At 55.6% G+C, this 26,205-nt stretch carries 20 protein-coding genes; 10 read left to right on the top strand and 10 right to left on the bottom strand.

Going from position 1 to position 26,205, the window contains the following annotated elements; all coding sequences use genetic code 11:
• The 6 genes from VGE80_RS13770 to VGE80_RS13745 form a co-directional block, all read left to right on the top strand.
• A partial coding sequence (locus VGE80_RS13770) for a hypothetical protein (RefSeq protein WP_440593075.1) occupies positions 1-472 on the top strand: 472 nt, incomplete at its 5' end.
• An 85-nt stretch (positions 473-557) separates the two neighbouring features.
• Complete coding sequence (locus VGE80_RS13765; protein WP_373650812.1) at positions 558-767, top strand: hypothetical protein; 210 nt, start codon at positions 558-560, stop codon at positions 765-767.
• A 306-nt stretch (positions 768-1,073) separates the two neighbouring features.
• Complete coding sequence (locus VGE80_RS13760; RefSeq protein WP_440593074.1) at positions 1,074-3,167, top strand: P-type ATPase; 2,094 nt, start codon at positions 1,074-1,076, stop codon at positions 3,165-3,167.
• Positions 3,168-3,205: 38 nt separating this feature from the next.
• Entirely contained in the window at positions 3,206-3,637 is a 432-nt protein-coding gene (locus tag VGE80_RS13755; protein WP_373650814.1) for a hypothetical protein, read from the top strand.
• A 324-nt stretch (positions 3,638-3,961) separates the two neighbouring features.
• On the top strand, positions 3,962-4,273 hold the full coding sequence (locus VGE80_RS13750) for a hypothetical protein (RefSeq protein ID WP_373650815.1): 312 nt from the start codon (positions 3,962-3,964) through the stop codon (positions 4,271-4,273).
• Between the two features lie 107 nt (positions 4,274-4,380).
• Positions 4,381-5,223 carry a DUF454 family protein gene (locus tag VGE80_RS13745; RefSeq protein ID WP_440593073.1) on the top strand — a complete coding sequence of 281 codons (843 nt, stop codon included), beginning with the start codon at positions 4,381-4,383 and terminating at the stop codon, positions 5,221-5,223.
• Positions 5,224-5,431: 208 nt separating this feature from the next.
• On the opposite strand, the gene VGE80_RS13740 is transcribed toward VGE80_RS13745, so the two are convergent.
• On the bottom strand, positions 5,432-7,243 hold the full coding sequence (locus VGE80_RS13740) for a HEAT repeat domain-containing protein (protein ID WP_440593072.1): 1,812 nt from the start codon (positions 7,241-7,243) through the stop codon (positions 5,432-5,434).
• A 217-nt stretch (positions 7,244-7,460) separates the two neighbouring features.
• On the opposite strand from VGE80_RS13740, the gene VGE80_RS13735 reads away from it, so the two are divergent.
• Positions 7,461-8,195 (top strand): hypothetical protein, encoded by a 735-nt coding sequence (locus VGE80_RS13735; protein WP_373650818.1) that lies wholly within the window; start codon positions 7,461-7,463, stop codon positions 8,193-8,195.
• A gap of 188 nt (positions 8,196-8,383) precedes the next feature.
• Here the strand turns inward: VGE80_RS13735 and VGE80_RS13730 are convergent, their stop codons facing one another.
• From VGE80_RS13730 to VGE80_RS13715, 4 genes are all read right to left on the bottom strand, one after another.
• Positions 8,384-9,613 (bottom strand): GTPase family protein, encoded by a 1,230-nt coding sequence (locus tag VGE80_RS13730; protein WP_440593071.1) that lies wholly within the window; start codon positions 9,611-9,613, stop codon positions 8,384-8,386.
• A 457-nt stretch (positions 9,614-10,070) separates the two neighbouring features.
• Positions 10,071-12,038, bottom strand: a complete 1,968-nt coding sequence (locus VGE80_RS13725) for a thioredoxin-like domain-containing protein (RefSeq protein WP_373650820.1) — start codon at positions 12,036-12,038, stop codon at positions 10,071-10,073.
• Between the two features lie 298 nt (positions 12,039-12,336).
• The gene (locus VGE80_RS13720) at positions 12,337-12,765 is read right to left on the bottom strand and encodes a hypothetical protein (protein ID WP_373650821.1); all 429 of its coding nucleotides are present in this window, start codon (positions 12,763-12,765) and stop codon (positions 12,337-12,339) included.
• 197 nt (positions 12,766-12,962) lie between these two features.
• Complete coding sequence (locus VGE80_RS13715; RefSeq protein ID WP_373650822.1) at positions 12,963-14,321, bottom strand: asparagine synthase-related protein; 1,359 nt, start codon at positions 14,319-14,321, stop codon at positions 12,963-12,965.
• Between the two features lie 727 nt (positions 14,322-15,048).
• Here VGE80_RS13715 and ligA point away from each other — a divergent pair.
• Entirely contained in the window at positions 15,049-17,106 is a 2,058-nt protein-coding gene (gene ligA / locus VGE80_RS13710) for an NAD-dependent DNA ligase LigA (protein ID WP_440593070.1), read from the top strand.
• A 75-nt stretch (positions 17,107-17,181) separates the two neighbouring features.
• Here the strand turns inward: ligA and VGE80_RS13705 are convergent, their stop codons facing one another.
• From VGE80_RS13705 to lepB, 3 genes are all read right to left on the bottom strand, one after another.
• Positions 17,182-17,958 carry a PIG-L family deacetylase gene (locus tag VGE80_RS13705; RefSeq protein WP_373650824.1) on the bottom strand — a complete coding sequence of 259 codons (777 nt, stop codon included), beginning with the start codon at positions 17,956-17,958 and terminating at the stop codon, positions 17,182-17,184.
• Positions 17,959-18,021: 63 nt separating this feature from the next.
• Positions 18,022-19,038 (bottom strand): alpha/beta fold hydrolase, encoded by a 1,017-nt coding sequence (locus VGE80_RS13700; protein ID WP_373650825.1) that lies wholly within the window; start codon positions 19,036-19,038, stop codon positions 18,022-18,024.
• Positions 19,039-19,156: 118 nt separating this feature from the next.
• Entirely contained in the window at positions 19,157-20,908 is a 1,752-nt protein-coding gene (gene lepB / locus VGE80_RS13695) for a signal peptidase I (protein WP_440593069.1), read from the bottom strand.
• A gap of 278 nt (positions 20,909-21,186) precedes the next feature.
• Between lepB and VGE80_RS13690 the strand changes: the two genes are divergently transcribed.
• Positions 21,187-22,389, top strand: coding sequence for a DUF6263 family protein (locus tag VGE80_RS13690; RefSeq protein ID WP_440593068.1), 1,203 nt, complete (start codon positions 21,187-21,189; stop codon positions 22,387-22,389).
• A 170-nt stretch (positions 22,390-22,559) separates the two neighbouring features.
• A complete protein-coding gene (locus tag VGE80_RS13685; RefSeq protein WP_440593067.1) occupies positions 22,560-23,519 on the top strand; it encodes a universal stress protein in 960 nt (319 codons plus the stop codon).
• A 190-nt stretch (positions 23,520-23,709) separates the two neighbouring features.
• On the opposite strand, the gene VGE80_RS13680 is transcribed toward VGE80_RS13685, so the two are convergent.
• Both VGE80_RS13680 and VGE80_RS13675 read right to left on the bottom strand, forming a co-directional pair.
• Positions 23,710-25,245: an ammonium transporter gene (locus VGE80_RS13680; protein ID WP_440593066.1), complete on the bottom strand. Its 1,536-nt coding sequence runs from the start codon at positions 25,243-25,245 to the stop codon at positions 23,710-23,712.
• Between the two features lie 324 nt (positions 25,246-25,569).
• Positions 25,570-26,205, bottom strand: a 636-nt coding sequence (locus tag VGE80_RS13675; protein WP_440593065.1) for a hypothetical protein, incomplete at its 5' end; no start/stop codon positions are given.

The raw sequence follows: 26,205 nt of genomic DNA, 5'->3' as shown, positions 1-26,205 counted from the left end.
GGCCGGAGTAGCCAGCCATCATAGGGGCAGCAACCGACGAATTCTCGATGTTTTTCTGATTGATTCAGGCTGGAACAATGAGGTTGGCAAGGCTGTCCGCGAGAACCTGCCGATTTTCGCCAATTACCTTGAAGGTCAGCGCTTCTTCGTCTTAAACGAAACGCAGTCTCTTACATACATCAAGCGGCATCCATCGCTGGTGGGGGCTGATCCCGTCCTCATCGTGCTGGATCGAAAGGCGGTTAAGGAACGTTCTCCCAAGGGATTTGGGTTTCGTCTCTGCCTGGGCCACATGAGAAATCCTGACGCGGCAATCTCAATGATGAAATGGGCAATCCAGCTCTCGATGGCGTCCAACGGGGATCAAATGGCGACGCTGGTCAGAGAGAGCGGTCATCGCCAGACCATTCAGGGAACAATCGAATTGATTGGAGAAGGGTCCGCCCACCTACTGGAATTTGCTCCCGTTTAATTGTCTGGCAGGGTGCGTCTGTCCCGCAGAGTGACTGTGCGACGGGACACAATCAGGTAGTAACCTCTTCAAGGAATGGAACGCGATGAACGAAGGTATCGGCGGCGTCGTATTAGGGGTTGTCGGGTTTCTCGGGTTGGCGTATCTCGGCGTGAAAGTACGGCAGAACCAGAGGCGACTTCAAAGGATGGTGGCAGTGATCGATAGTCGGCACACCTTTGAAACAGACTACCTGTTTGAACTTGCCGACCGGGGAGACCTGGCTCTTTATTCGACCGGACCGCTGGTCAATTGATTCCCGACAAGGGTGACAAGATCGCTCGTTGACAGAGGTCGTTCTCTGATGTCCCAGGCAAGCAGGATTTTTGTGGATCGCGAAGCGGGCACAGTGGTGTTGTGCTCGCCCGCGCTCGCGCAGACGCAGCCATGGGAAAAGACCCGAGAGATCCTTCGGCGTGTACTGGCAGCAGAGTGCGTTGAGTCGGTTGTTGTCGATCGAGCACGAGAGTCGCTAAGCCTGCACGTAATGGGGCTTACTGGTTCTGCTGGACATCGCGACGTCTCAAAGGGCGGCGCGGCATCCCAGATACCATCGCACAACATGTCGAAGGCCCAAGGAGCGCTCAAGGATATCGTTGCCCATTTGCGCGACGAAGGTCTAGTCAATCCGCCAATCAGCGACAGCTATGCCAGGCAGTCCTGCTTGAAGTTGCATAAGAAAACACCATTCGGTACCGCCACGGCTGGCACTATTGTGCACGCTCTTTCCGGGCGAGTCCGTATTCAACACCCTCTGCTTCGCGGGAATGGAGACCTATCGAGACACGCAGTCATTGCCTTGAAGATGACGCCCGGCATCACGGGGGTCTCTGCCAGTTCCATGACCGGATCGATTCTGGTCCACTTTAACCCGAGCGTCGTGACCACAGATCAGTTGCTGTGGACGATCGAGAATGTACTGACTTCACGATTAAACGAACTCGAATTACTGGCGGGACCACCGCTGCGGCGGTGGGGGGAATCGGCCGCCTGTCTCGGTCTGGCAGTTGTCTCGGAGTTCTTCGTACCTGTCGTTGCACCGCTGACGGCCATCGCGCTTGTTGCCAGCAACCTTCCGACGCTCAAGCGAGGTGTTGCGGAACTGGTGACGCTGAACTGGCGAGTATCTGCACTCTATACCGTGATCATGGGGACAACTCTGATCAGCGGACAGTTCCTGGCTGCAGCGTTGATGCAGGCCTCCATTACGTGCTGGCATGGCTGGTCGAGCCATCGCCTGCGGCGAATCATCCATCAACTGAAGTGTCAGGCACAAGTACCAATCCTGACGGGAGACCTTCAGGCTTTGCAGGTATTGCCTCGAGGAACATCTCCTCAATCACTGATTGGGACATCCGTAATGTTCGATTCGGGAGCGATTCTCCCGTACGACGGCATCATTGAGAGTGGGAGTGCCGCGCTCGACGAAAAGTGTGTCCGGGGTATTAGAGGGACCTCTCAACGTTCAGAAGGTGACTTGGTATTTGCCGGATCACGGGTCGTCACAGGCCCGTTGCAGTTTCGGGTCACTGCCATCGGCCAAGAGACTCGCATGGCGAAGATCAGGGATACCTTGCTGAGCGCCGTTGCTGGACTTCCTGGTCGAGGAACTCCTACCGAGCGAGGTCATTCGTCTGCATCACGGTTTGTCCCCTTCACCTTTGCCACTGGCACGGCCGCGATCATGCTGGGAGATCTGACGACGCTGGCTGCTGTCCTCAGGCCGGATTTCGCCACCGGCCCTTCGATGTCAGAACGATTCAGTAACTTTAGCAGCATCTGTCACCTCTGGGACGAGGGCTGGCTGGTTAGGGATAGCGAAACACTTCATCGCCTTGCCAAGACCCGGACTGTCGTCGTCGCGCACGTTGCGTCTTCTCCAGAGGGACGTGCTACGCAAGCGCTAGCGGATGCGATTTCCGGCGTCGACGAACTGAAGGAGCGGGTTCGAATCCGCAATACCACGCCATCTGGTCCAGGTCTTGAGGTCCATGAAGTCTTTGGGCCAGCAGACTTCTGTCGTCATTACATCCGCAACCTGCGGTCTCGGATTGACAATGTCGCAGTGATGTCCAGTGGACAACTGCTAGGCCAGCTTCAGCAAGATGACGTGATTCGTATTTCCAGTACACCTCAAGAGTGTTTAAACACGCGGGATTTCGACGTTCTGGGATTGCATGCGGAGCCACAACGAGTTGAGCAGCTTTGGAGTGTTCTGCAAGAAACGGGACGTCCCCATCGAATGGGGTGGGCCGCAGTCGTGGCGTTCAATTCGCTCGCAATTTCCGGAGCATTCCTGGCTGGTTTTACGAGTCTGCACGTGGTCTTACTGACGAATCTCGGGGCGCTGACGGCTGGGCTTCTCAGCAATCGACATTTCAAGCAGGCGAAGGTTCTGCTTTCAGGAAAAGACGACATCTCCAAGCCTGACCCCAGTAACGCAGGCAGGTCTATAGACTGTCCTGAACAAGCTGGCTTGGTTCAGGGCGATTTGCAGAGCAAACCATCCAGTGCCCCGACAAGTGAAGGGGTAAATGGGGCCAGGAATGCGAAAATGAGCTCACGTCAGAAAATCGATCCCCGACGCGGAGCCGCTCCGTCGACGACCTTACGATCATCGGATCTGAACGTCATCAGCAAGACCGACCCAAACTGACAGTTCGCCGTCCGCAACTTTGACCAGAGTGAACTACCGTGACTGAAACCGAAACTGTTGAATCGCCGCAATCGATGGATGCTCACGGAACTTCCGACGCTCCGGGAACCGTGGAGGGTTTCGCAGGGGCCGAGAGGACTGCGTCATCTCAATCGGATCCCACAGAAGATGCGTCTCAAGCTCAGATGGGAAGCGGAGATCTGGACGCCGAAGAAACCATTGAGATGCTTGGTCGACTTCCACCTGAATTTGGCATGCTGCTGATCCTATCAGGTATCGCCGGAGTGATCCTGCCCGGTCCTGTTGGAACGCCCCTGCTTATTGCGGGGGGCGTCACGATGTGGCCGAAAGCTTTTGGGCCCATCGAGCGATGGTTCAGTCGAAAATTCCCCGCCGTTCATCGAGAAGGCGTTCATCAGATCAGGGAATTCGTCAAGGACTTACAACGCCGATTCCCTGAATCAAAATGACAGTTCGGCAACCGCCGCGAGAGTGATTCAAGTCGATGTCGCGGCAATGACACCTCTTTTACAGCCCTTTGAAAACAATCCATTCCGGAGAATTACCATGTTACGGTTAGCACGACTTGCTGGTGGCTTTGCAGAAACTGTTATGATGGGATTTGCGTTCGCAGTCGGTTGGATTCTGGCCTTGGCGGTCGTCTCCGGCATGATGGCGTGATTCGTATCTAACGAACGAATTTCGTAGTTTCAGTCTCGACTGAGTTGGAAGAGACTAGTTTCAATTCAATATCCTCCCCGGAGACGGGGGAAAGTGTGTTCAAGGAGTCTGATATGTCCGAAGCATTGGCGATGACGATCAATGAAGTTCCCACGACAACAACGGGCATCCTGGCAACGACCAGGCATGCGATGGAAAGTGGGATCGCAGATGCCCGCGCCAGTGTGGAAGAGGCCTGGCCCAAGATTACCGCAGCCGTGGGAAAAGGGACTTATAACTCGGCGTACTCCGTCGCGTTTGGTGTCGCTTTCCCTGTCCTCCTGCTCGCGAAGGTGATTCCTCAGAACAATTGTATTGTGTGGGGACTGGTCGATGGCGCCAAAGCGGCCAGTAACTACTGCGATCGCACTTTCGGAAAAAAATGAGTGCGGTATGATTCCGGCTGGTTGAAAACCTCATCTCAACCGACGGCGCTTGAGAACCACCGTCAGATCGATCATTAGTCTGCTTTTCGCACGATGTGGAGTTCATTATGGCGATTCAGATTATGGGCAAGTCGCCTCAATTGACTCTGTTCTTTGATCGATCGACGGCGCGACTTTCGCGGAAAAATATGGAGCTGCTGGGACAGACCCTTTCCGATGTTGAGGGAGTCGAGTCCGTGCAGGTCCGTCGTGTCTGGTACGGCTGTCAAAGTCTCACCGTGCAGTTTGATCCGAATGACGAACCCAATTCGATTCTGCGAAAAATGGCCCGGGCTTTGCGTAAAGTTGACGGGAACAGCTCTGGGAAGGACGACGACGCTTCGGGGCAGAATTCGAACGGATGCCAGTTTCGACTATTGTCATCAGAAGCCGCCCCGGCTGAGTCGGCAGAAACTCCAGGCTTCCACGGACTGGACGTGGCCTCTTCAGGATACCTTCGCTCGGTCCAGCGGCTTCGAGAATTGAGTTACGCGGTCCTGACATTGGGTTGTTTTGGCATGTCCTGGGTGGGACTCGTCGTACCGGGGATCCCCACAGTCCCCTTCGTGCTCCTCACGGCTCACTTCGGCCTTCAGGCTTCACCTCGACTGCGACGTTCTTTATTGCGAAGTCGTATGTTTGGCCAAATGATGCGCGACTGGCAGGTGCATCGCGCCATCCGGCGCAATGTTCAATTGCAGGCGTACTTCTTTACGACGCTCATCGTTGTCGCGGGGTTTCTTACGTCTCCCCCGATTCCGATCTTCTATGGGGTGATGCTTGTCGGAAGTTTCTTCGGGTTCTACGCGGTGTCGAAGATTCCCGTTCTGGAGCAGGATGGGACGATCAGACGGAACCGGCGCACAACAGCGGTGCAGCTTTGTCGGAGCCCCGCAGTTGGGACCGTGTAATCGCGTAGGTCCCCGAAATTCTGCGAACTCCCCTGGGTGACGTCGGTCGATTCGAACGCCAGCACTTTGATGTCATGTGCATACATGGAATCGTGACGCCTCGATTGGCCCTTTCGCGGTTCGTTGACGCTTCAAAGAATGAACCAGGCCGCACGTGGAACTCACGCGCGGCCTGGTTTTTGTCGACTCAGCAGACTGCCTGCGGCGACTACTTCAATTTGGCGATCGCTGCTTCTGCGGCTTTACGAACAGATTCGTCAGAGTCTTTCAAAGCCAACGAAAGAGCGTCCTTGGCCAGGTGTGAACCGTTTCCGATCTTGCCAAGTGTCTCAGCGACTTCGATGCGAATCTTGGGGTTGGCGGAACCGTGCAATGCTGCTGCGAGCAGCGGGATTGCAACTTCAACCGTCTTTTCATCAGGAGCGACGTGAACAAGAGCCCAGGCGGCAATTGTTCTCTCGTATGTATCCCGGCTCTTCATCTGTTTTTGCAGGTGCGAGACGGCCGCCGATGAACCCTTTCCGATCTTTCCGAGCGTGTAGCAGGCGACGGGTCGCAAAGCGGGGTCAGCGTCCGAGAGGACTTTTACAACGGCTTCAACAGCGGGCTGACTGTCAGGACCAATTTCTGCCAGAGCAATCAGGGTTTCTCGACGCACAGTCGGGTCCTGGTCGGCCAGACGCTTCTGCAATTCAGGTACAGCATTTTTTGCCTTGGCGCCGAATTGACCAATCGTTTCAACGGCTTCTCGACGGATGTCGGCTCGTTCGTTGCTCAGCGCCGTGACGAGTTTAGGGAGGCCAATTGATTGGTACTCATCGTTCTTGGGATCGATCTGAAGCAATGCCCAGATGCTGGCGAGCTGCAGGATTTCGTCATCCGAAGTGTTCAGGCTGTTCTTGAGTGAAGGGACTGCGTCTTTTGCTTTCAGCTTGCCGAGGGCATAGGCCGCAGCCGGACGGGCTTTGAACTGCTTGTCATCAAGTGACTTGATCAAAGCTGGGGTCGTCGACTTTGCGGCATCGCCAATGGCAGCCAGCGCGACAATGGATTCTCGTTGCAGACTGGGGTTCTTGGAACTGATCAGTGCCGCCAGCGGAGCTACTGCCCCTTTCGCTGCGGGACCAATGCCAGCCAGGATCGTCACGACGGCATGCTGTGTCTTTTCATTCTTCAGAGCTTCGACCAGTGCCGGGACGGCTGCTTCGCCAAATTGCTGAAGTGCGTGAGAAGCGTTGAAACGAACTTGTGCGTCAGTATCCGTCAGAGCGGCAATCACCGTGGGGATCGCTGCTTTCGCAGCCGGGCCAATATCCCCAAGCGCGCTGATTGCGTGCCAGCGGAGTTTGGATTCTGACGATTTTGCGGCGGAGATGAGGTTGTCGACCGCACCGGAGGCTTCGGCACCAATTCCGGCAAGGGCGTCACAAGCATGCATGCTGGCCGAGGGATTAGAATTGCTGATGACTTCCTTCGTTGCAGCCACGGCGGGGGCACCAATAAACACAAGGCCCTGGACCGATTCGTCGGCCACGTCATGGCGGTCACTCTTCAGCCCCGACACAAGGACGGGGATCAGGTCTTTTGCGTGCTCACGCTTCCCTGATTCGATCTCAATTTCCGCGATCGCGCGAGCGGCGCTGACGGCCACAAGCAGCTCTTTGTCCTGGAGGACCTTCTTCAGTTGTGGAATCGCCGGTTCCGCGTTGGCACCGTACTTGCGAAGTGCGGTCACGGCACTGTGACGCAGCAGCGGGATGGGGTCTGACAGAACTGCAGTCAACGCGGGAACGGCCTGTTCAGGATTTGCTGCAATGCGACCGAGAGCGTCAATCGCTTCATAGCGAAGACCAGCGTCTTTGTCGTCGAGTGTCTTAATCAGAAACGGGACGGAATCTGCCGCCGCGGGGCCGATTCCACCCAGAATTTCGGCAGCTTTGGCTTTCTCTTCCAGCGATCCTGATTCCAGTTGCTTGTTCAACACCGTCAGCTCATGATCTTGAGCTATGGCGAAAGACATCGCGCAACACACTACTACCGTCGCCAGCGTTCCTGTCAGTCGCATTCTCATGCCCTACTACCCTTTGATCGCGAGTTTATGCTTGATGGAGAGATGTCGTATCCGGTACAACGTTTGGTTGCTCTCATTTGATTCTAACAGCGTCGATACTGCGGTCGCCACTCTGAGTTTTGATTTCGTGAGATGGCACTCAATCGTTTGATTCAGAATGCGGATAATGACTTCCGCGAAGGGGTTGATGATGAAAACGCCGGTCGTAATTGCGATTCTTGCCTTAGCTGCGGCCCTGCCTTCAGGCTCTTCGACCTACGCATATGACAACTGGTACGGCGCGGGTGGATTGGGAGGAATGTATGGTGGATACGGCGGGTACGGTGGCTTTGGTTGGGGATGGGGCGGTGCCGCTGGCGGCGTAGGCCAGATCTACAGCGGGATGGGAAACCTCGTCCGTGCAGAAGGCCAGCGAAACGTGCTCGACTCCCAGGCCGAAATCAATCTCCAGAAGGCCCTTCAGGAGAACGAAAAGGCCAGAACGCTGCATCTGGAAAATCAGCAGAAAATTCATGCTGAGAAGTTACGACGGGAACGGGAAGCAAAAGCCCGGAACAACGAAGATCGCAGAATGGCGATTGAGTCGCGAGCCCGCCAGCAGCAGTTCCTGGAAGCGCATCGACCGCAGCCACTCCCTAGCAGCCAGCTCGATCCTGCCAGTGGTACAATTCACTGGCCGACGGCATTGAGAAACAGCATCTTCGATGAGGGGCGTCAATCGATCGAATCAATGCTCGAAAAATTCACCAAGTATGGTCCTACGAATGATTTGACCATGCAGATTGGTAGCGCTATCAACGAACTGAAGACGAAGCTCCGCGGACAGATCCTCGCAATGTCCATGCCCGAATACACTGAGTCACGGCAGTTTCTTGATAGCCTCGCTGAATCGGTGCGTTAGTATCTCCTTATCAGACGAACACTGATAAGTCAGTCGAATAAGTCATTCGAAAACATCGACAGTGCGATTGGACTTCCTCGTCGCTGTTTCCCAGGCGGAAGCAGCGACTTTTTGTTTCTGTGGCGGGATCGTGGTGGCGGATCATGGTAGCCATGTCTGGAATCGGGATGTCGGCCGAGTTCCAGGTTTCACCCCTTGCGGTTGCGCCATGACATCATGGCCTGCTGTAACTGTTCGGCCCAAACTGTGTTCAACTCCTCTGTCGATGGAACGTGTCCGTTCTTCATCTCTCCAAAGTACCAGCAGCACGCCTTTCCCAGCGAAAAGGTGTAAGCAAATGCCAGCGCCGCATTCGCCGTTTGTCCGACGAAGGGAATCAGCTTCAGCGGTGCTTTGACCGCAAATCGGACAGCCAGCCTGCCTCCGATGGCGCCGACCATCTTTGCCAGTAGTGAGGCATTCATTTTCTGGTCATACAGTTCCGCAAGCAGATAGACCAGGCGCGTCTGTAATGCCATTACAACTGGGATATCAACCCAGGGTAAAGGAGAGGCCGCAGATGTCGCGGCCAGACTGCTATAGGTCAAGATCGTCGGCATTGCCTGCTTCTCGGTCAGATCCCGCAGCGAATCTCGCACAACGTCAAGGTTGATCAGGGCCTGCCGACACGCTTCCGGAAGAAAGTCAATCAGGGCCTCTTCCAACCGCTTCCCTCCGTAGTTCGGTTCCGTATAGCCCTCTTCGGGGTTGGTCAAATCAATCGGGATGATGCGATCCACAAGTCCCGCGAACCGCTCTTCATGCTCCCGCAGGCTGCGCTGCAGCGCCGGATGTGTGGCGAGCTGGGATGGAAGCCGATCCTGACCTGATTGATTCGCGGCGGGCGAGATCGAATTGACGACCTGCCCATCCTCTGACACGTGTGATGACGTAGTCACCTGATCAAACGGATCGGGGACAGGATGTTGCTGAAACGGATACGCTTCGTGCAGGCAAGTGAGTGCAAGGATGATGGGCCGCGTTGGCCGGGCCTCTCGAATTTTCCTCAGCGGCGCAACCACATCAGCCAGTGCGTGATCCATGACTCTGGCCACAACAATCACGACGTGAGTCGAGTTGTTGAACGATTCGATATCTTCACGCGGATCGTAGCCCGCTTCCCCCAATCCGCGCGTATCCAGAAATCGGACCAGCGTCTCTGACGAGTCAGGAAAGTCATAGCGAAAGGAAGATCGAGTCTGAGGTTGAAACCCATTGCCAATCTCGGCCTGAGTCGAGCCGGTGATGTACCGAACGATCGACGACTTTCCGCTGCCTGTCTTTCCGAACAACCAAAAGACCGGAATGGGAATTTTCTTCAATAACTCTTTCCGACGCTGCTCAAACTGCTCGTCCGTCAACGACCTAAAACCAAGCAAGGACTTGACTCGGTCGAACATGTTGCTGGGCCTTGTAGCGGGAGTTGGGGTGCAATGGTGTCGGGACTGTATTGAATCAGGAATTGATGTGACATGCGAACGTAAATCTCGACGTTTCAGCAGGATCCCGGACGACAGTCGTCAGCAGATTTCCTGGTCCTATTTGAAGAATTGATTCCCTGGCGGGGCGACGCATTCAAGACGGACGACGACATTCCCAACTCCAGGGTAGGCACCGGGAGATCGTCACTTTGGGGGGCGACTCATTTCGGGGGCGAGTCAGAGCCATCGGGCCGCAAGTCTGACCCGGACATTCTTCCTCATGGATGTGCTGGCCAGACTGTTTGTCCGTTTTCCTCTCATTGAAACGCTTTGTTTTCGAGGGAATGAATGCAGGAAGGGTGCTGGAATCGAGTCCAGCACCCTTCTGAATTTGTGTGATAATCAGTTTGACTGACTATTTTGCTTTTTTGCCTTGGGCGACGTTGTCACCGGTCTTCAGCAGATTGGGGAGTTCGGTTTTGACATCCGTCAGGGTGGCGTTTCGATTGACGACTTTCCCTTCGCGGTCCACCAGAAACATCGTTGGAAGCGAGATAATCCCAAACGATTCAGCAATGGGACTGTTCAGTCCGCCGGACTGCGTCGTCTGGTTGGGTTGATAGATGTGCTTCCAGTTCATCTTGTGCTTCTGTACGAATGGAAGGGCCGTCGATTTGTCAAAGTCGAGTGAAACTCCAACGATTTCAAAGCCTTTCGCCTTGTTGTCCTGGTACAGCGCTCTCAGTTGCGGAACATCATCTTCGCAGACTTTGTATTCGCTCGCCCAGAAGACGACGAGGACGACTTGTCCCTTGAGGCTCTTCACATCAACGACTCCGCCACCCAGACCCGGTCCTGACAGCGCCAGATTCTGGCCATTCAGTCTCAGTCGTTTCAGAGCGCCTTGCGCACGCGGGGCCATTGCCGATTTGGGCTTTTCTTTCAGCAGCCTCTGATACCACTCGGTGGCCTCTTTACTTCGCCCCTGCAATTCTTCGTGTGTGCCGAGCATGACCATTGCATCATCTGCATCGTCGGATGTCGGATACTTGGTAACAAAGCTGTCGAGACCTTCCAGCCAGGCCTTTTGAACTTCTGCCTGCTTGTCCTTGTCTTCTTCGGCGGCCTGAAGGTTGACGTAGTACTCGGCCTGCAGCAGCCGGTAAGTCGTATACGGGAGCAGCGGCGAATCGGGAGCAGCCTTCGTCAGATCCGTTTCGATTTCCTTCAGCGCTGCAACGCCCTCAGGAAATGTTCCCATCTGCGAAGCGAGGGCGTACCCATCAACTGTCTGCTTCATCAGCAGTGACTTCTCTTCATCAGTCTCCGCAAGTTCGATTGCTTCTTTCAGGAGTGCGGCACGCTTGGTCATCAGGGTCTTGACCTGCTCGGGTGGCTGACCTTGCTTCATCAAGCTCGTCTCGATCTCCTGAAGTTCTTTCAGGATTTTTTCGACCTTGGGAGACGGGCCTGCGGGGCCAGGAGTGATCGTGCTCGACGCGACGATCGGCTCCATCAGGATTCCGCCGCTGGTCGTCATGACTTCGCCTTCGATCGGAGTCGGAACCTGTGTCAGCTTCCAGACGTCGCCGACACGAATCATTTCTCCAATCTGGACCGCGTTAAACTTGGATTGCGTTTCCACAATCGCCATCGCGCTCTCGTACACCAGCAAATCGCCCTTCGCTTTTTCATCATCCGCAGGAATCAGGCTGGGCATTTGAGCATCGAAACGTGTCCAGCGGCTCTGAGCGGACAGCGTTTTCGTTTTGGCCATGACGGCCTTGGCTTTTTTACCGGGGTCCGCAGCGGCTTCGAGCAATCGCGCGGAAATCCGGGAATCCACGCCAAGTGACTTCAGGTCATCCTCATTGATCATGATGGACTGAAAGGCGGCTTCGTCCCCTGTGATCAATGCGCGCAGCGCTTCTTTTGATGCTTCTGCTGCGGAAAGGATCTTCCATTCGTCGATTCGACCATCTTCGTTGGAGTCGATTCCCCAGCGAGTGCCGCCCAGGTTCAGCCACCGGCACTGATCAACCTTATTGTTATTGTTCGTGTCGATGTCACGATAGACTTCCACGCCGTGATTGTAGTACCGCCACTGGTCAATCCCGCCGACGCCATCGGTATCGAGAAACTTACGCAGGACCTGCCCGGCGGGGCCGAGCACCACCCATCCGTTGATTTTGCCTCGGCGTTCGACTTCCACTTTGCATTTCGCGTAGTCGGCCGGTTTGGGGGTTTCGAATTCAACATCTTTCTGGCGGGGCACGAAGGCCATCGTATCTGCAACTTTCGGCGGATCGGCTGCCCATGCGGAACTGCCCATCGCTGAACTGGCCACCAGTAGTGCCATTAAACGAAAACTCTGCGAAGTCATCCTCGCCACTCCATTGAAGCGATCCAAAATCTTTCCCGGCGCCAAAAGAATCTTTGGACACGGAATCCATTCGTCGCGGGATTCTAGGAGATGACTAATTTCTCGTCACCAGCAGTTTCGGCCGTAGCTCTCCCCACGCACAGGCGCGGCTGGGCGAATCGGTCGATGCTCAGTACGAGTGGTCCCCGCTATGACAGATCCGGGAAGTGAACGTTTTCAAAACGTCGACTGTTACACGGACGGCCAGTGGATTGGCTGCTCAGCGGGGCTCGATCAACGAGGTGAGATGTACGCAGCGTCAATTTCCCTCGACTGCCTGTTCCACGACGACCAGTTTGTGATTCACCTCGTCGTATTGATACTGCTTGTTCCCAGGAAGGACGGGCAGTTTGATGTTGTTTGCCTTGATGATTTTCTCCATGAACTCATCGTAGTTCGCGGGAAATCGCCCATGCTCTGCCTCGAACAGTCGCAGGGCTGATTCGATCGATGATTTGGAGATTTGTTCCAGCATCGGTCCGTAGGCCGACGTGGGGGCAGTCAGTGGATCGGTCGCATGGATTCGGGAATCGCTCACAGTCTGAGCGGCTGCCGGATCGAACTTTCCAACTTCCTGAGTTGTCTTGTTAATGATTGAATTCGGCGACTTTTCGACCTGTTTTTCGAGGTTCTCCATGCAGCCAGAAAGCAGCACTGGGAGAGTCAGGGTGTAAAGTTTCCGGACCATCTTGGGAAATCCTCATCGGGTATGTCAGGTGTGGTATCAGAGGGCAATGCCGCCTCTGCCATCGATTGCCTGTGCCATCGATGTCGTGAAATGAAATCGTTCGTTGCGAGTCTGCCTGACGCCAACTGAGACGAGCGACGCGCCAAGCGAAGCCCTCGCCATCGCTGACGAGGGCTTCCTTTCGATTGGCTGGACGGTCACACGAACTGCCTGAGGAATCGGCGTCGGTATTCGTTCGGGTCTGCCGGAAAGATGGTTTGATAGCTCTTCTCGTCGGTGGCTCCGCGTTGAAAGCGACGTTTCTCGAATGTCGGCATCGACAGGCCGGTAACCGCCTCGACACCACGTCGAACGATTTCTCCCTTCAATGCGTAAAGACGAGATTCGTCCCAGTCTGTCAGCTCGATAAATGGAATCCCTTCTGCCACCTCAATGACGTTGGGCAAGGCAAAGGGGCTGAACCCGTGGAATCCGAGAGCAGCGACAGGGGCGGAAGAGCGGACATGGCCTCGGCTTTGCCCACCTGAATACGTGAGCGAGTGTTTAATCGCATGCACGCCCCACCCTTCCTGATACAGCATCTGATTATTCAGCACGCTACGAATTGTGAGTTCGGTATTTTCATGGATCGGGTAGTCCTTGAGGTTCTCGTCGCCACCGTCGCCATCCACCAGCCACTTCCAGTCAGGATATCGATCCCGGATTCCCTGGCAGAGAGCCAGTGTCATCGTCGCAGACTCGACATCCAGCGGCTTGTAATCTTCCACGGTCCGGATTGCGGCATCCACGGAAATAGACTCAATCGGAACTTCGATCCGTTCCAGCAAGTATTCGAGGTCCAGCGCAGATAGAAACTGGGAAGCCTGCTGAGCATCGGCCCCATTTCCACCCACGTCGAGAGTGAACGCTTTCAACCGTTGCGGGGCTTCACCTCGTGATAGCAGCAGATGGTAAAGTGTCAGTAACACCGACCCGCTGTCGATCCCCCCCGAGAACAGCACCCCGATAGGTTGCGGTGATTGACCAGGTCTTTCAGCTGCGTCCGTCTTCGCGACGTAGTCGAGCCATTTATTGAGTTCGTCCGCCAGTGCTCCAATGTAGGCGCGGCCGATTTCATCGAGGTTTGTGCTCAGTCTGTTCCGCTGAGGATCGAAGAAACGCGAGTATGTTGGACTGGGGTCAGGACAGCCCACGAGTGCCAGTTCCGTCAAATGATGTGCCGGGACCATGCGGGTGTAGCTGGGGTGGAACTGGTTATCGAGTCCTTCGGCCTTCAACCAGTTCCAGATTTCATCAATCCGCTCGGCAACGATCAACACTGGTCCCGCATGTTTCTTCGCGATGAAGTACCGCAGCGGGCGGCCGATGGATCGAGCCATCCTGATGATTTTGCCCGCCTTGTGGACGAGAGCAAATTGACCATCGATTCCCCTGACCTGTTGTGGATCACCCGAAGCGACACGTGAAAGGGCTTCTTCGGCAGACATGTTCAGGAAGATATTTCTTCGTGGATCAACGAGGTCTACGAGACGTTCAATCAGTTGGACGGATTGCATGGTGGCTCCTGAATAGCTAACTCGACTTCACACGCAATCATGCATTCGAAGCCCCCTGATGGCAAATGAGCAGACCTGTTCTTGCGGATCGTTGTCCCGAGGGGGGCCTGTTGATCCTCCCTGCTTCCCAACGCCCCCTCGCCGGAACGCTGCATAGAAAACGGGTGCAGGATTGGAGCGATTTCTCCTGACTTCTCAATTCCGCCAAAGATTTCAGGGATCTGTTCCGAAAATAACTCCTGGGCGAAGTATTCCGGAACGATGTCGAGTGGAATCAAGTGTTTCTTTCGACGCGCAGGTCGGAGAATAGAAGGATGATTGTCTGAAATTCCCGCGTCGAACAGCCGTGTCCGATTCCGCGTTCGGCCAGGAATAGATGGCAATCGGGTTCAAGTTCGTTGAGACGCACTGGAGCTTGCAGAATCAGATTCCTCATGCGCGGGTAAACTGGCGTAGTCGATCGTTCGACTGCTGAACGCTGCGCTCAGAGAAGCGGTTGTTTATCGTTCGATTTCGAATCCGTGAGAGGGCTCGGCCGCGATTGTTCGAGTTAGACTCTGGCTGGCGAACGGCAGAACTTGTTTATCAAGCCTTACGTCCACGGGTTCATGTGCTCTTCCCCGGTAGAACTGGGACGTAAACTCTCTTACACTTCGGCCGTGACGACTCTCGCATCGTCGGCAAGGTCCTCGCACTGAAGGACGATTCTCTCTCTAAAGCCTGTTTCATGAGCGACCATTCATCTCACGAACCCCCTCGCGACGAAGTTGAGCGACTGCGGACTGAGATTCGACGCCACGACGTCCTGTATTACCAGCAGGCAAAGACCGAGATCTCGGACAAAGATTACGACATCCTGATGCGAAGGCTCGTGGAACTCGAGACGGCGCATCCCGAGTTACAGTCGCCGGACAGTCCTACTCAGAAGGTGGGCGGAGCACCGGTTCAAGGGTTTGTCACGGTCGAACATCGTGTTCCCATGCTTTCGGTCGACAACTCGTTTACCGAAGAAGAACTTGCCGATTTTGGCGGGCGCGTTGTCCGGCTCATTGGACCGGATCCTGTTGAGTGGATCGTGGAATACAAAGTCGACGGGGTCGCGCTGTCACTCATTTACGAAAAAGGGCGACTTGTCCGTGGTGTGACTCGCGGGGATGGTCGCCGTGGCGACGACGTGACCCACAATGCACGGACCATCAGCGGTGTCCCCCTGGTTCTGTTCGGTGACGTTCCAGACGTACTCGAAGTCCGCGGCGAGGCCTATATTGGCAACAGAGACTTCGCCCAACTTCAGGCAGACATGGTCAGTGCGGGCGAAGAGCCTCTCAAGAATTCCCGCAATGCAACCGCCGGGGCAATCAAACTGCTGGATCCACGACTGTGTGCACGGCGCAAACTTCGGTTTTTCGCTCACAGTGTCGGCAGCCTGGAAGGGGCCAGCTTTTCAACTCATTGGGAATTCCTCGAAGCAATTCGCCGCATGGGGATTCCCGCCGTTGAAAAGACTTCCGTTCAACCGAGCTTCGAAGCCGCAGTGGCCCACACGCAGAAACTGATGGAAGACCTTCACGAGCTCGATTTCGAAGTCGATGGAATTGTACTCAAGGTGAACGATCTGCGAGTTCGCGAACAACTCGGCATGACAAGCAAATCCCCGCGCTGGGCCATTGCTTATAAATGGGTGAAGTACGAAGCGGAGACGAAGGTCAGAGACATTCGGATCACTGTCGGGAAAACGGGAACATTGACGCCGACCGCCCATCTGGAACCGGTCGAGATTGCGGGGACGACCGTTTCTCGTGCCAGCCTGCACAATCGCGATGAAATTGACCGGTTGGGCGTGCAGCTTCACGATTGGGTCATCGTCGAGAAAGCGGGAAAGATTATCCCTCACGTCGTCCGCGTTGAGCAGCACAAGCGCGATGGGACACAAATTCCCTATCAGTTCCCGACGACCTGTCCAGAGTGTCAGACCCCCGTCGTCCAGGATGAAGATGGGGTCTACATTCGCTGCCCGAATCCGGGCTGTCCTGCGCAATTGCGCGAGAGTCTTCGATTCTTTGCCTCCCGTGCCGCAATGGATATTGAAGGGCTCGGCGTGAAATTGATCGAGCAACTGACGGGCAAAGGACTGCTGACGAGTTTTTCTGACATCTATCGCCTGAAAGAGAAACGGGCTGAGCTACTCAGCTACGATCGACTCGGTGAAAAATCAGTTGATAACCTGCTCGTGGGCATTGAGGCGTCGAAACAACAGCCCCTTTGGCGACTCCTCACCGCGCTGAATCTCCGCCACGTCGGAACCAGAACAGCGCAACAACTGGCCGAACGATTCGGTGCCATGGAGATCCTCGCTGCTCAGTCGGAACAGCAACTGAGCGAAGTTGATGAAGTAGGCCCGGTCATTGCAAAGTCGGTCGCCGCATTTTTCCAGAGCGAATACGGTCAGAAGATCGTCGCTGAACTCCGCGAATTGGGCGTTGCCATGGGGGACGCGAAGGCGGCCGCGGAGGCTGCCGCAGAGCGTGCGGCAGGTCGGTTAGTGGGGAAAACGCTCGTGGTGACCGGTACACTGACACGCTTCAAACGAGACGAGATCGTTGAACTGATCCGCAATCACGGCGGCAAGTCGGCGGGAAGCGTTTCCAAAAAGACAGACTATGTCGTTGCCGGAGCCGATGCAGGAAGCAAGCTCGCCAAGGCAGAAGAACTGGGAGTGCCGGTCCTCACGGAAGACCAGTTTCTTGAGTTGATCGGCAGTCCCGTTGACCCTGAGAGCACATGATCGATCCGCTGGGGATCGATCGTGTGTTCTTCCCACTTCCACGAAACCGAGGTCTGCCCGCCTCCCTGCCCCGCTTCATGGTGCGCCGATGTTCGGGTTGACGGACGGGGGCGTTGTGCCGGTGGGGCACAACGTGGCTACCAGATCTCGAACTCCCAGCGGCGTCGCGCTGATTAACAGCTCTCCCGCTTCAAAGCCAGCAGTCGCTCCATAGAACCGGTTCTGGCTCTCGACGAGTCGGAAGACACGGTCTTTGGAGGGAGGGAATTGGGTTTTATAAGCGCGAACGGCTTCCAGTTTCGTTGAGAGTGTTGCTGAAATATCGACGACAAAGCGGCCGGACAGTTCGGGCTGTTCCAGTGTGGAAAGCCCAAGCGGGTACCACAGTTGCTTCGTGACGGTATGCACGTTCAGCCCGGCGAACTCGTCATCCCACTTCGTTAGCCGACTATAAAAAACCGCCGCGTCCGTGATCTGCATTGCCTGCCAGTGGTCAGGTGATGCCATCGGAGTCTTGCCCGCGATCCCCAGGACGATCTTAGGTCGCCAGTGCCGAATGACACGTGCGAGTGCGATCCGTGCTGCGAACGAATCAAACAGGCAGCGGTTTGGCAGCGTCAGCGTCTCGCGCATCTGAAGGCCGAGAATGCGCGCGGCTTCCTGGGCTTCGTCAAGGCGAGTCTGAACACCGGGACTTCCCGGCGTTGGTTCTCCATTCGTTAAGTCACAGATTCCGACCTGATATCCCTGGCGGACCAGATTGGCGAGAGTTCCTCCCACTGCGATTTCGACGTCATCGGGATGAGCTCCAACGGCGAGCACATCCAGGGGGCGTGGCAGGTCTTCACTCATAGCATTTTCCGAAGTAGGGTCTTTCGAGATTTTCCTGACTGTCGCAGCGCGATCGCCAGACAGTCAGATTCCGCCGCTCTGCGGGAGGGCTGTGGCCACAAACATTCTAACCAGTTTTGCGACGCGATGAGGATGAGTCAGGTAGGGGTGTTGCCCTGCAGAATGCATCCATTCAGTCCGGCAATTCAGAAGTTTTTCTGTAAGTACATCTTGAGCCTCGGCCGCAATTCGCCCTTCCCCTTCTGTACGCAGAAGAAGAGCTGGCGCGGAGATCTCCGAGAGTCGCGACCGAATATCATACGAATGCGCGGCGAATGCCTTCTCGGCGAGGTCACGGAGGGGAATCGTCCCGGTACTTTCGAGCAGGAATTCGAAGCGAGATGAGTCGAAGGGTGGAAACCATGGTTGATGATTCACCGCCTGGAATCGACGCCGTTGCGGAAGGTCGTTCAGGTTTCGAGACGACTGAAGACAGACCGACGCGAGTGCTCTCTCGAAGTATGACAGCCGTCGATAGGCAAATCCGTGCTGCAGGAACAGGTGCTCGATCGATGCCGGGGAGTGCAGTGCAGCCTCCATCGCCACCGCCGCCCCGAACCCGGCACCGTAGATTGAGACGCGCGAATCTCCCTGTTCGTTGGCAACGGCGAACAGGTCAGCTGCAAAGTCGGTGATGGTGGATCGTGAACTTTTCTTTGGGTGGGTTGCCGTAACGTCGAAGACCACACACCGAAACTCATCTTTCAATAACCAGAGGGTGAGTGCGAAGAGTTCTGCTGTGCCCGCGAAATGGTTGAGGAAGTACAGCGGGGGACCGCTTCCCCAGGTTCGACCAAGGATTCGATGACGCCCGTGATCAAACTGCCACGGGGTACTTTCCGAATGATACTTCTCGAGAATCTCTTGCCACATCAGTGGAGCCGGACAGGGTTCACCGGCGCCATCGATTCGGGGGTCCGCATCAGGCGACCGTGAATCTGGGTACGGGTGCAGTCCGGCGGTTTTCGAGGATGCACTGACCGCATCTCCCGCTGCAGGAAATTTTGAGCCTGAAGTGAACGTGGTTTTGAGATCCGACATTTTCACGGCTGCTTCGTAGGAATGACTGCATGTGACCAGACCGAATCATCCCGCGTCGGGCGGGAACTTCAACCCTGTCCTCTTCCTTATGAATGAAACAAGCGACTGCGACCGGATCTCACCTCAGAAAACGAATGCGTTCCCAATCAGGAATCCGCAACTGAAGTTCGCGATTGCCCATGCGAAGGCTGCCAGGCTTTGACGGTAGGTGAACGAGAAACGGCTTCCCTATCAGGTGCGTTTGATTCACGACAGGACTGTTCCAGCGGCGGCTGTCATGTGACACGGGGCTGTTGTCCCCCAGGACAAAAAATTCGTCCTTCTTCAGTTGGTACGGCCGGTTGATGGCATGTCGACTGCGCGTGTCGGTGTAGTAAACGTCACGATAAAGCTTGAGCTGATCAATTTTGACGTCGAGCCCGCGAGCACCGACTCGGAGTGGAATTCGTGACGGAGGAACCGAGACGGGGTAGTCGAATTGCCACGGAGGCATCACAACTTGACCGTCCACCGCGATGAGAACTTGCTTATCGATCAGTGAAACTTCGATCTTTCCTCCGGTCTTTGACATCGACTTCGGCCATGGTGCGACAGCGACTGCTTCTGACTGCCACTCCGTTCCTGTAGGCTCAGAGTTCAACGGAACCCCTTGTTGAAGTGGTTCTTCGTAGAGCAGCACCTCACGGTGAACGATGTCGAAGACCACGTGATAGATCATCACGCCATTGGTGATTTCAACGAAGAATTCTCCCGACCCTCCTTCAATGGTGACCTGGGCGGAAACCATCAGATCCCGGACGGGATTCGGGGCACCGACTTCGTCTACCGGGTTATAACCATAGCTGTCCGAGACGCTGACCACATGTGATGCCTGGTACAGGTCAAGAACCGCGTTGCGGAACGCCTCGTCGTCGGACAGGTCCAGCAGCTCGCGTGCGGTCGATGCGGACAAGGTTCCCGTCACACTGAACTCGCCTGAGCGTGGATCAAACCGGAGTCCAGACGGAGGGACCGATGCTGTGTTAACGTCTGTGGGCCATTGTTCGAGATGGACTGAGGTATTGTGTAGCCCCCCCGATCGAACCCAATGGTGGTACTCGACCCAATCAATTGGCTCTTTGTCGGGGCGTCGGACGTGTCCACCTTTCATCTGGAAACCGGTCCCCAGCGCCTCCCATCCGGCATGACTGCGCTCATCTGGTTCGACTGTGGAAATGGCTGCTTCCCAATGAGGGTGGAATCCGTCATCGTCCGCGGGAAGATGACTGTGGTCATGGACCAGGATCCGCGTCGCCAACTGTTGCTGGTATGTTTTCCGGGCAATCTCGTCATTGACGTAGACATCGCCCGCGATGATCTGGATCCGCTCACCGGGCAGTCCCACCAGGCGTTTGACATACGCTTCCGTCGGCCGGGCCGGGTTTCGGAAGACGATCACATCCCAGCGATGGGGTTGTTGATAGAGGTATGCCTGCTTGTTGACCAGTAGCTGATCGCCGTGGTTTCGGGGTACGTCCGACACATCAATACCCGGTTGACCGCAATTCGGACAGACCGCGCGCGACCGGCTGGTCATGACTCGATTGGCTTCGGGGTCATCGTCTGTATCGTAGGCCGTTCCAAACGGGAAGGTGGTCTTACATGTCGGGCAGACGACGCGCTTGTGATAACCGAGTAGACAGGGTGCCATCGATCCTGTCGAGATCATGTAACCTTCTGCGGCGAACGTGCGGAATAGCAGGACGGCGATAAACAGCGAAACGAATGCTTCCAGAAGGGCCCGGAAAGTCCCACGGTTGTCCTGTTCGATGTGCGGGCTGTCGGAGTCACGCCTTTCATCGTTCGGCAAATTGGATGGAAGTTCAGTCATTGATACCAACCATGGCCATGAAGCACGATTCCGTTCCTCCGATTCACGCCTCTTGTGTGCCACTACCGCTGCGGCGACGGATCCAATTCAGTTGAAACGGAACTTCGTGATTCTATCGCAATGGGCAAGAACCGGGAAATAGCAGCGTTGCCGAGATCCGTCTTCGCGCAGAATTGGCCGATTGTTATCTTGCCGACCTGCCGCAAACGGGCTCCAAGTCACGATTTTGAGCGACGAGATGATCTTGTCGCCGCGACGCCACCAGGGAAGGTTGAGCGATGTCACTGAAAACCGCAACAGCAGCGCCGCTAGTCGCATTGCTCCTCTCGCTTACGTTGTGTGTTACCGGAGCCGGCTGCAGTTACTTGATGCCCACAGTCGTCGACGATGATATTGACCTGGCTGAGCTCGACGATGATGGCAAACAGGAGCTGGTGGATGAAGAAGAAGAGGATGAGTTCGAAGAACTGGATGAGTCGCCTTCCAAGGTTCAGGATCTGGACGGAAAATCCAAGAGCGGTGACCGGTATCCTCTGTCCAAAACTGTTGAGCATCGGCTGACGCAAATCGACAACGAAGGGACACGGACAAGTACTTCGCGGGCTGAAATTCAGTTGACCCTGGTCGTTGATCGAGTCCTCTCGGACGGCCGCAAACAGATGAGCGTCACCTACGATCGGGTTCAATTTGAGCAACTCTCCGGCGGCAAGCGGGTTTTCTACTCTTCCGACAAGTTGGGGGAACCGGTACCGCCAGAGGCGTTCCTGTATGCCGGCCTCGCAGGGAATGGGTTCGGATTCTGGCTCGATGCCTCGAATCAGGTTTCGGACGTCACCGGTTTCAGCGACTTTCTTCAGCGCTGCCTGCGCAGTGTTCCGCTGGAACATCGCGAGAACGTCAAAATGCAACTGGACGCATCCAAGTCGGAAGACGGGGTCGCTACGTTTATCGATGACAGCGTCGGAATGCTGCCGTACCGATTTGACCCCAGACATACCAATGTCGCCGTATCACAAGGGACGGAATGGGAGCTGGCTCCCCGCTATTGCGACTCCCCCGTCCAGATGATTACGAACGTCCAATGTGTCTTGCGAGAGCTCACCGCGAACTTCGCAGACATCCGTCTGACCGGGCAGATTTCCGGTCCGAACGAGCCCGTCACCGTGCTGCACGCGGAGGGTGAGTTCACGGTGCTGGTCAAGGGAGGGAAGTGTAACGGGACTTGTCGAATCGATCGCAGGACTGGATTGCCAACACTTTCGCAGATTCAACACGATGTCGACCTGGTCATTGAGTTCCCAGACGGAAACAGAGTTGAACAGAACAAGGTCACATTCAGCACGTTGTCATCCCAGTCGAGCCTGCTCCGGCGGCCGGAAGCGTATTCGGATTCCCATGTCGAATCCGCGAGCTACCAGCAAAGCTTCAGAAAAGAGAAGCCGGGCCGAGTTGTTCCCGCAGGCAAATTCCGGCAGAATTGATCGCAAGCTCTCACTGACACTTCCAAGCAATTCGTTTGCGGTTCTTCAAACGCAACCCGCTCACATCCTTGAGATGGTGGCAGGGCTCTGGTTGCGGAACTGCTTCGATACCGCAGTCGACGTGTTTGTCGGAGGTGGAATTTTCATTGACGCGATCAGGACACGCCCCCATGCCGCATTTGCAGAACATCCTCGTCGGTGTTGACCTCCACCACGGTGACCGAATCGCTTCCTCGAATATTGGAGCTGAGTCGAAGGCTGCTGTTGATGAGGCTATTCAGCTTGCTCTGGTTTCGGGCGGGGCGATCACTTTCTGTTCTGTGCTCGAACTCACAGCACAGAGCCAGTCTCTGATCGAAAAGGATCACGAGAACATTCTGAAGACGGTTGAAGATTACGCCAGCATTACACTGTCAGAGCTGGTGGAATCGGCGAACGCGCAAGGGATCGCCGCGGAAAGCCGAATTCGATTCGGTGCCGCCTGGGAGGAACTTTCCAAGGAGAGCGCCGAAGGGAAGTACGACGTCGTTCTCGTTGGCACCCGTTCAAGGACTCGCGCTGCGACGCTTTTGTTTGGAAGCACCGTCCAGAAGCTCATGCGATTTGCCCCCTGCCCTGTCTGGGTTGCCAAGCCTTCAGAGGTGCGCGAGATTCGGGAAGTCGCCGTTGCCACCGATCTGAGTGATGCCTGCTTGCCGGCGATCAAAGTGGCTGCGGCAATCTCACGGCAAATTAACGCCAAACTGTATGTGCTGCACGTTTTGGAAACGGGTGACTTACGGTATCTCGCGATTGCGGGAGTGGCTGAGGAAGAACTCCGCGACACAGAGGCGCAGCTGCGGATCAACGCGGTGCAGAAGCTCAAAGAACAACTCAGTCAGGTGAACCTGAGCGGACTCCAAAATGGAGTTCATTCCGAAGTTCTCATGGGTGATCCCGACACAACCATTCCTCAGTTCGTTCTTGAACGGCAGGTTGATTTGCTTGTGATCGGAACGCATGGTCGAGGTCTGGTCTCCGGACTTCTTTTGGGGAATACAGCCGCGAGAATTTTGCCCAGTCTGCGGGCATCTCTGGTCGCGGTAAAGCCCGCCGGATACGTCAGTCCCTATGCAAAACAGGTACGGTGAGTCACCTCTCTGCGGGAGAGATTCTGTTCGTCCGCTCCCATGAAGGGATGGATCGATAACGTCGTCCCCGCTCGAGTTAGCAACTGAAAACAAAGAAGGGGGAACCAGATCATTTCCGGTTCCCCCTTCTTGGACTGTCACTCTTCACCCCGGCTTTGACCGGCCAGTGATGAGACTTGGCAAGTAGACTTCAGTGGCTGGGAGCCTGCATCACGAAACCAGGATAGGCTTCGTTACCGTGTTCGCCGATGTCCAGGCCTTCAATTTCTTCTTCACGCGAAACGCGGAGTCCGAAGATTGCTTTCAGGATCAGGAAGGACACAAGTGACAGCGGCAAGACGTAGGCCGCAGCAGCGACGACTCCAGTTGCCTGAATGACGAGCTGTTCTGTCCCCCCTCCCATGAACAGCCCTTCTTTGACGGTACTTCCATCGATATAGGGCTTTTCTGCAAAGAGTCCGATGCAGAGGGTTCCAAAAACGCCATTGGTCAGATGCACCGATGTCGCGCCGACCGGATCATCGACTCCAATCCGATCGAAGGCCAGAACTGAGACAACGACAATGACCCCGGCAATCGCACCAATGATGGCGGAACTCCATACGGAGACGAATGGGCATCCTGCAGTGATCGCAACAAGTCCGGCAAGGCTGCCGTTCAAGGTCATCCCCAGGTCAGGTTTACCCAGAAGAGTCCAAGCGGTGGCTGTGGCAGTGAGCGTGGCCATTGCGGCTGCTGTATTAGTGGTCAAAGCAACATGGGCCATCGGGGCGGGGACAACACCCATGAAGCTGCCCGGATTGAATCCGAACCAGCCGAACCAGAGGATGAAACAGCCGATTGTGGCCAGCGGCATGCTGTGACCTGGGATTGCGAGTGGCTTTCCTTCCGGATTGTATTTTCCAATGCGGGGGCCGAGGATCAGTGCGCCAGCAAGCGCCGCCCAGCCACCCACAGAGTGGACCTGGGTTGAACCTGCGAAGTCGGCGAATCCCTTTGCAGCCAACCAACCACCTCCCCAGATCCAGTGACCGACGACTGGGTAAATAACGGTCGCCATTAGGAAGCTGAAGAAAATGAACGAGTGATACTTGATTCTCTCGGCAACGGCTCCTGACACGATGGTGGCTGCCGTACCTGCGAACACCAACTGGAAGAAGAACTTCGCATAGAGAGGGACACCTGAACCGCTGATGGCGGCGTAGTCGCCCTTGTAGTCGTTGCCGGTCGCGGGGCTGTTATCCGTAGCAGCACCACTGAGGAACCACAGACCTGCCTTGCCGACATAGCCGCCGTCACTCTTTCCTTCCGAGTCATTGCCGAACATCAGTCCCCATCCAACCATCCAGAAAGCCAGGGCGGATACGGCGAAGACGATGAAGTTCTTGGAGAGGATGTTGACGCAGTTCTTGGACCGGCACATTCCCGACTCGACGCAACCGAATCCAAGGTTCATGAAGAATACCATGAATCCTGCGATGAGGACCCACAGTGTATCGAGCATGATCTTGAGTTCCGCCGTTGTCAGCGGGGCGGCAGGAGTTTCAGCGGCGTTTTCGGAAGCATGCGCGGACTCAGGGGATGATGCCTCAGGTGTCGTGACTTCGACAGGAGCGGCATCCTGCGACCAACCAGTCGATGGCAAACTCATTGTGAAAAGTAAACACATCGCGGCCAGGCTGGCGGAGATACACCACCTGCCACTCAACACATTCAGCATTCTCATCGTGCGCTTCCTCAATGAATTTCGAGCCAACAACATTCCACAAACGACATCTCTTCTGCCAACAGGGTGCCAGCGGAAAGAGGAGTCGATCCTCGCCGCCCGCTGGCGCGAGTTCGCCAGAACGCAAGCGGCGTGCCTGAAATGGGCTTGAAATTCACCAGACAGCCCCGTAGACCCACGGAGTGCCTACAGGAAAAGCAGTTTGCACTTGGATAGCGCTGCAAGTTCGTGGGAAAAGGTGCTTTCCCCACTCGCTTTCAGCGACAGAGAGAATGCTCAGGCACGGGGCAAGTCTGCCAGCGAACCGTGCGGCGTCGGAAATTGTCAGGGGGCCTTGATCAAGCCATTATTCCGTTCGATCAGTTCCTCTAAACGGTGGACCTGGGTCTCTCGCTGAGCAGGGGTACCGCCAAGAGCCCGAAACTCGGTCTTCCGCCCGGTGAGGCGTTCCACCCAGAAGTCAGCCAGTTCCCGGATCTCCGCTTTTGGGCTTCGCATCCAGTTAACGAACTTCCAGGAAGTTGTTCGTGAATTCGTCACGTCATCCCGTGTAAAGCCCCAAAGCATTTCGAAGATCGCTTCCGCCTCGGCGGGGGGATAGTGCAGTTCCAGTTCTTTCATTAACTGCGCTCCATTTTCGGGATGCATGGGCAACCATTGTCTCAGGCCGTCGCGGGCAACGAAGCGAGCCTCTTCATGAGGACATGACGCTAGAGTTGCTACGAGCGCGGGACAATTCTCAATCGCTGACAAACTCTGTGCCGCCAGTTCCGCGAGCTTTGGAGACTTTGACGTTTTCACGACCGTGAGCATGGACTCGTCGATGGGTTGGTTCAGTTCAAACATTTTTTCGAACTGCACCTGGGACTGGTATCTGCGAATGGGAAGTGCTTTGCGCTTGGAATTGTCGCACCAGTCTGGCACAGAAGTGAATGAAATCGGATTCGAACGGATCTGAAC

The organism is Schlesneria sp., assembly GCF_036405755.1.
Classification (GTDB): Bacteria; Planctomycetota; Planctomycetia; order Planctomycetales; family Planctomycetaceae; genus Schlesneria; species Schlesneria sphaerica.
This window is presented reverse-complemented; position numbering and strand designations above follow the sequence as displayed.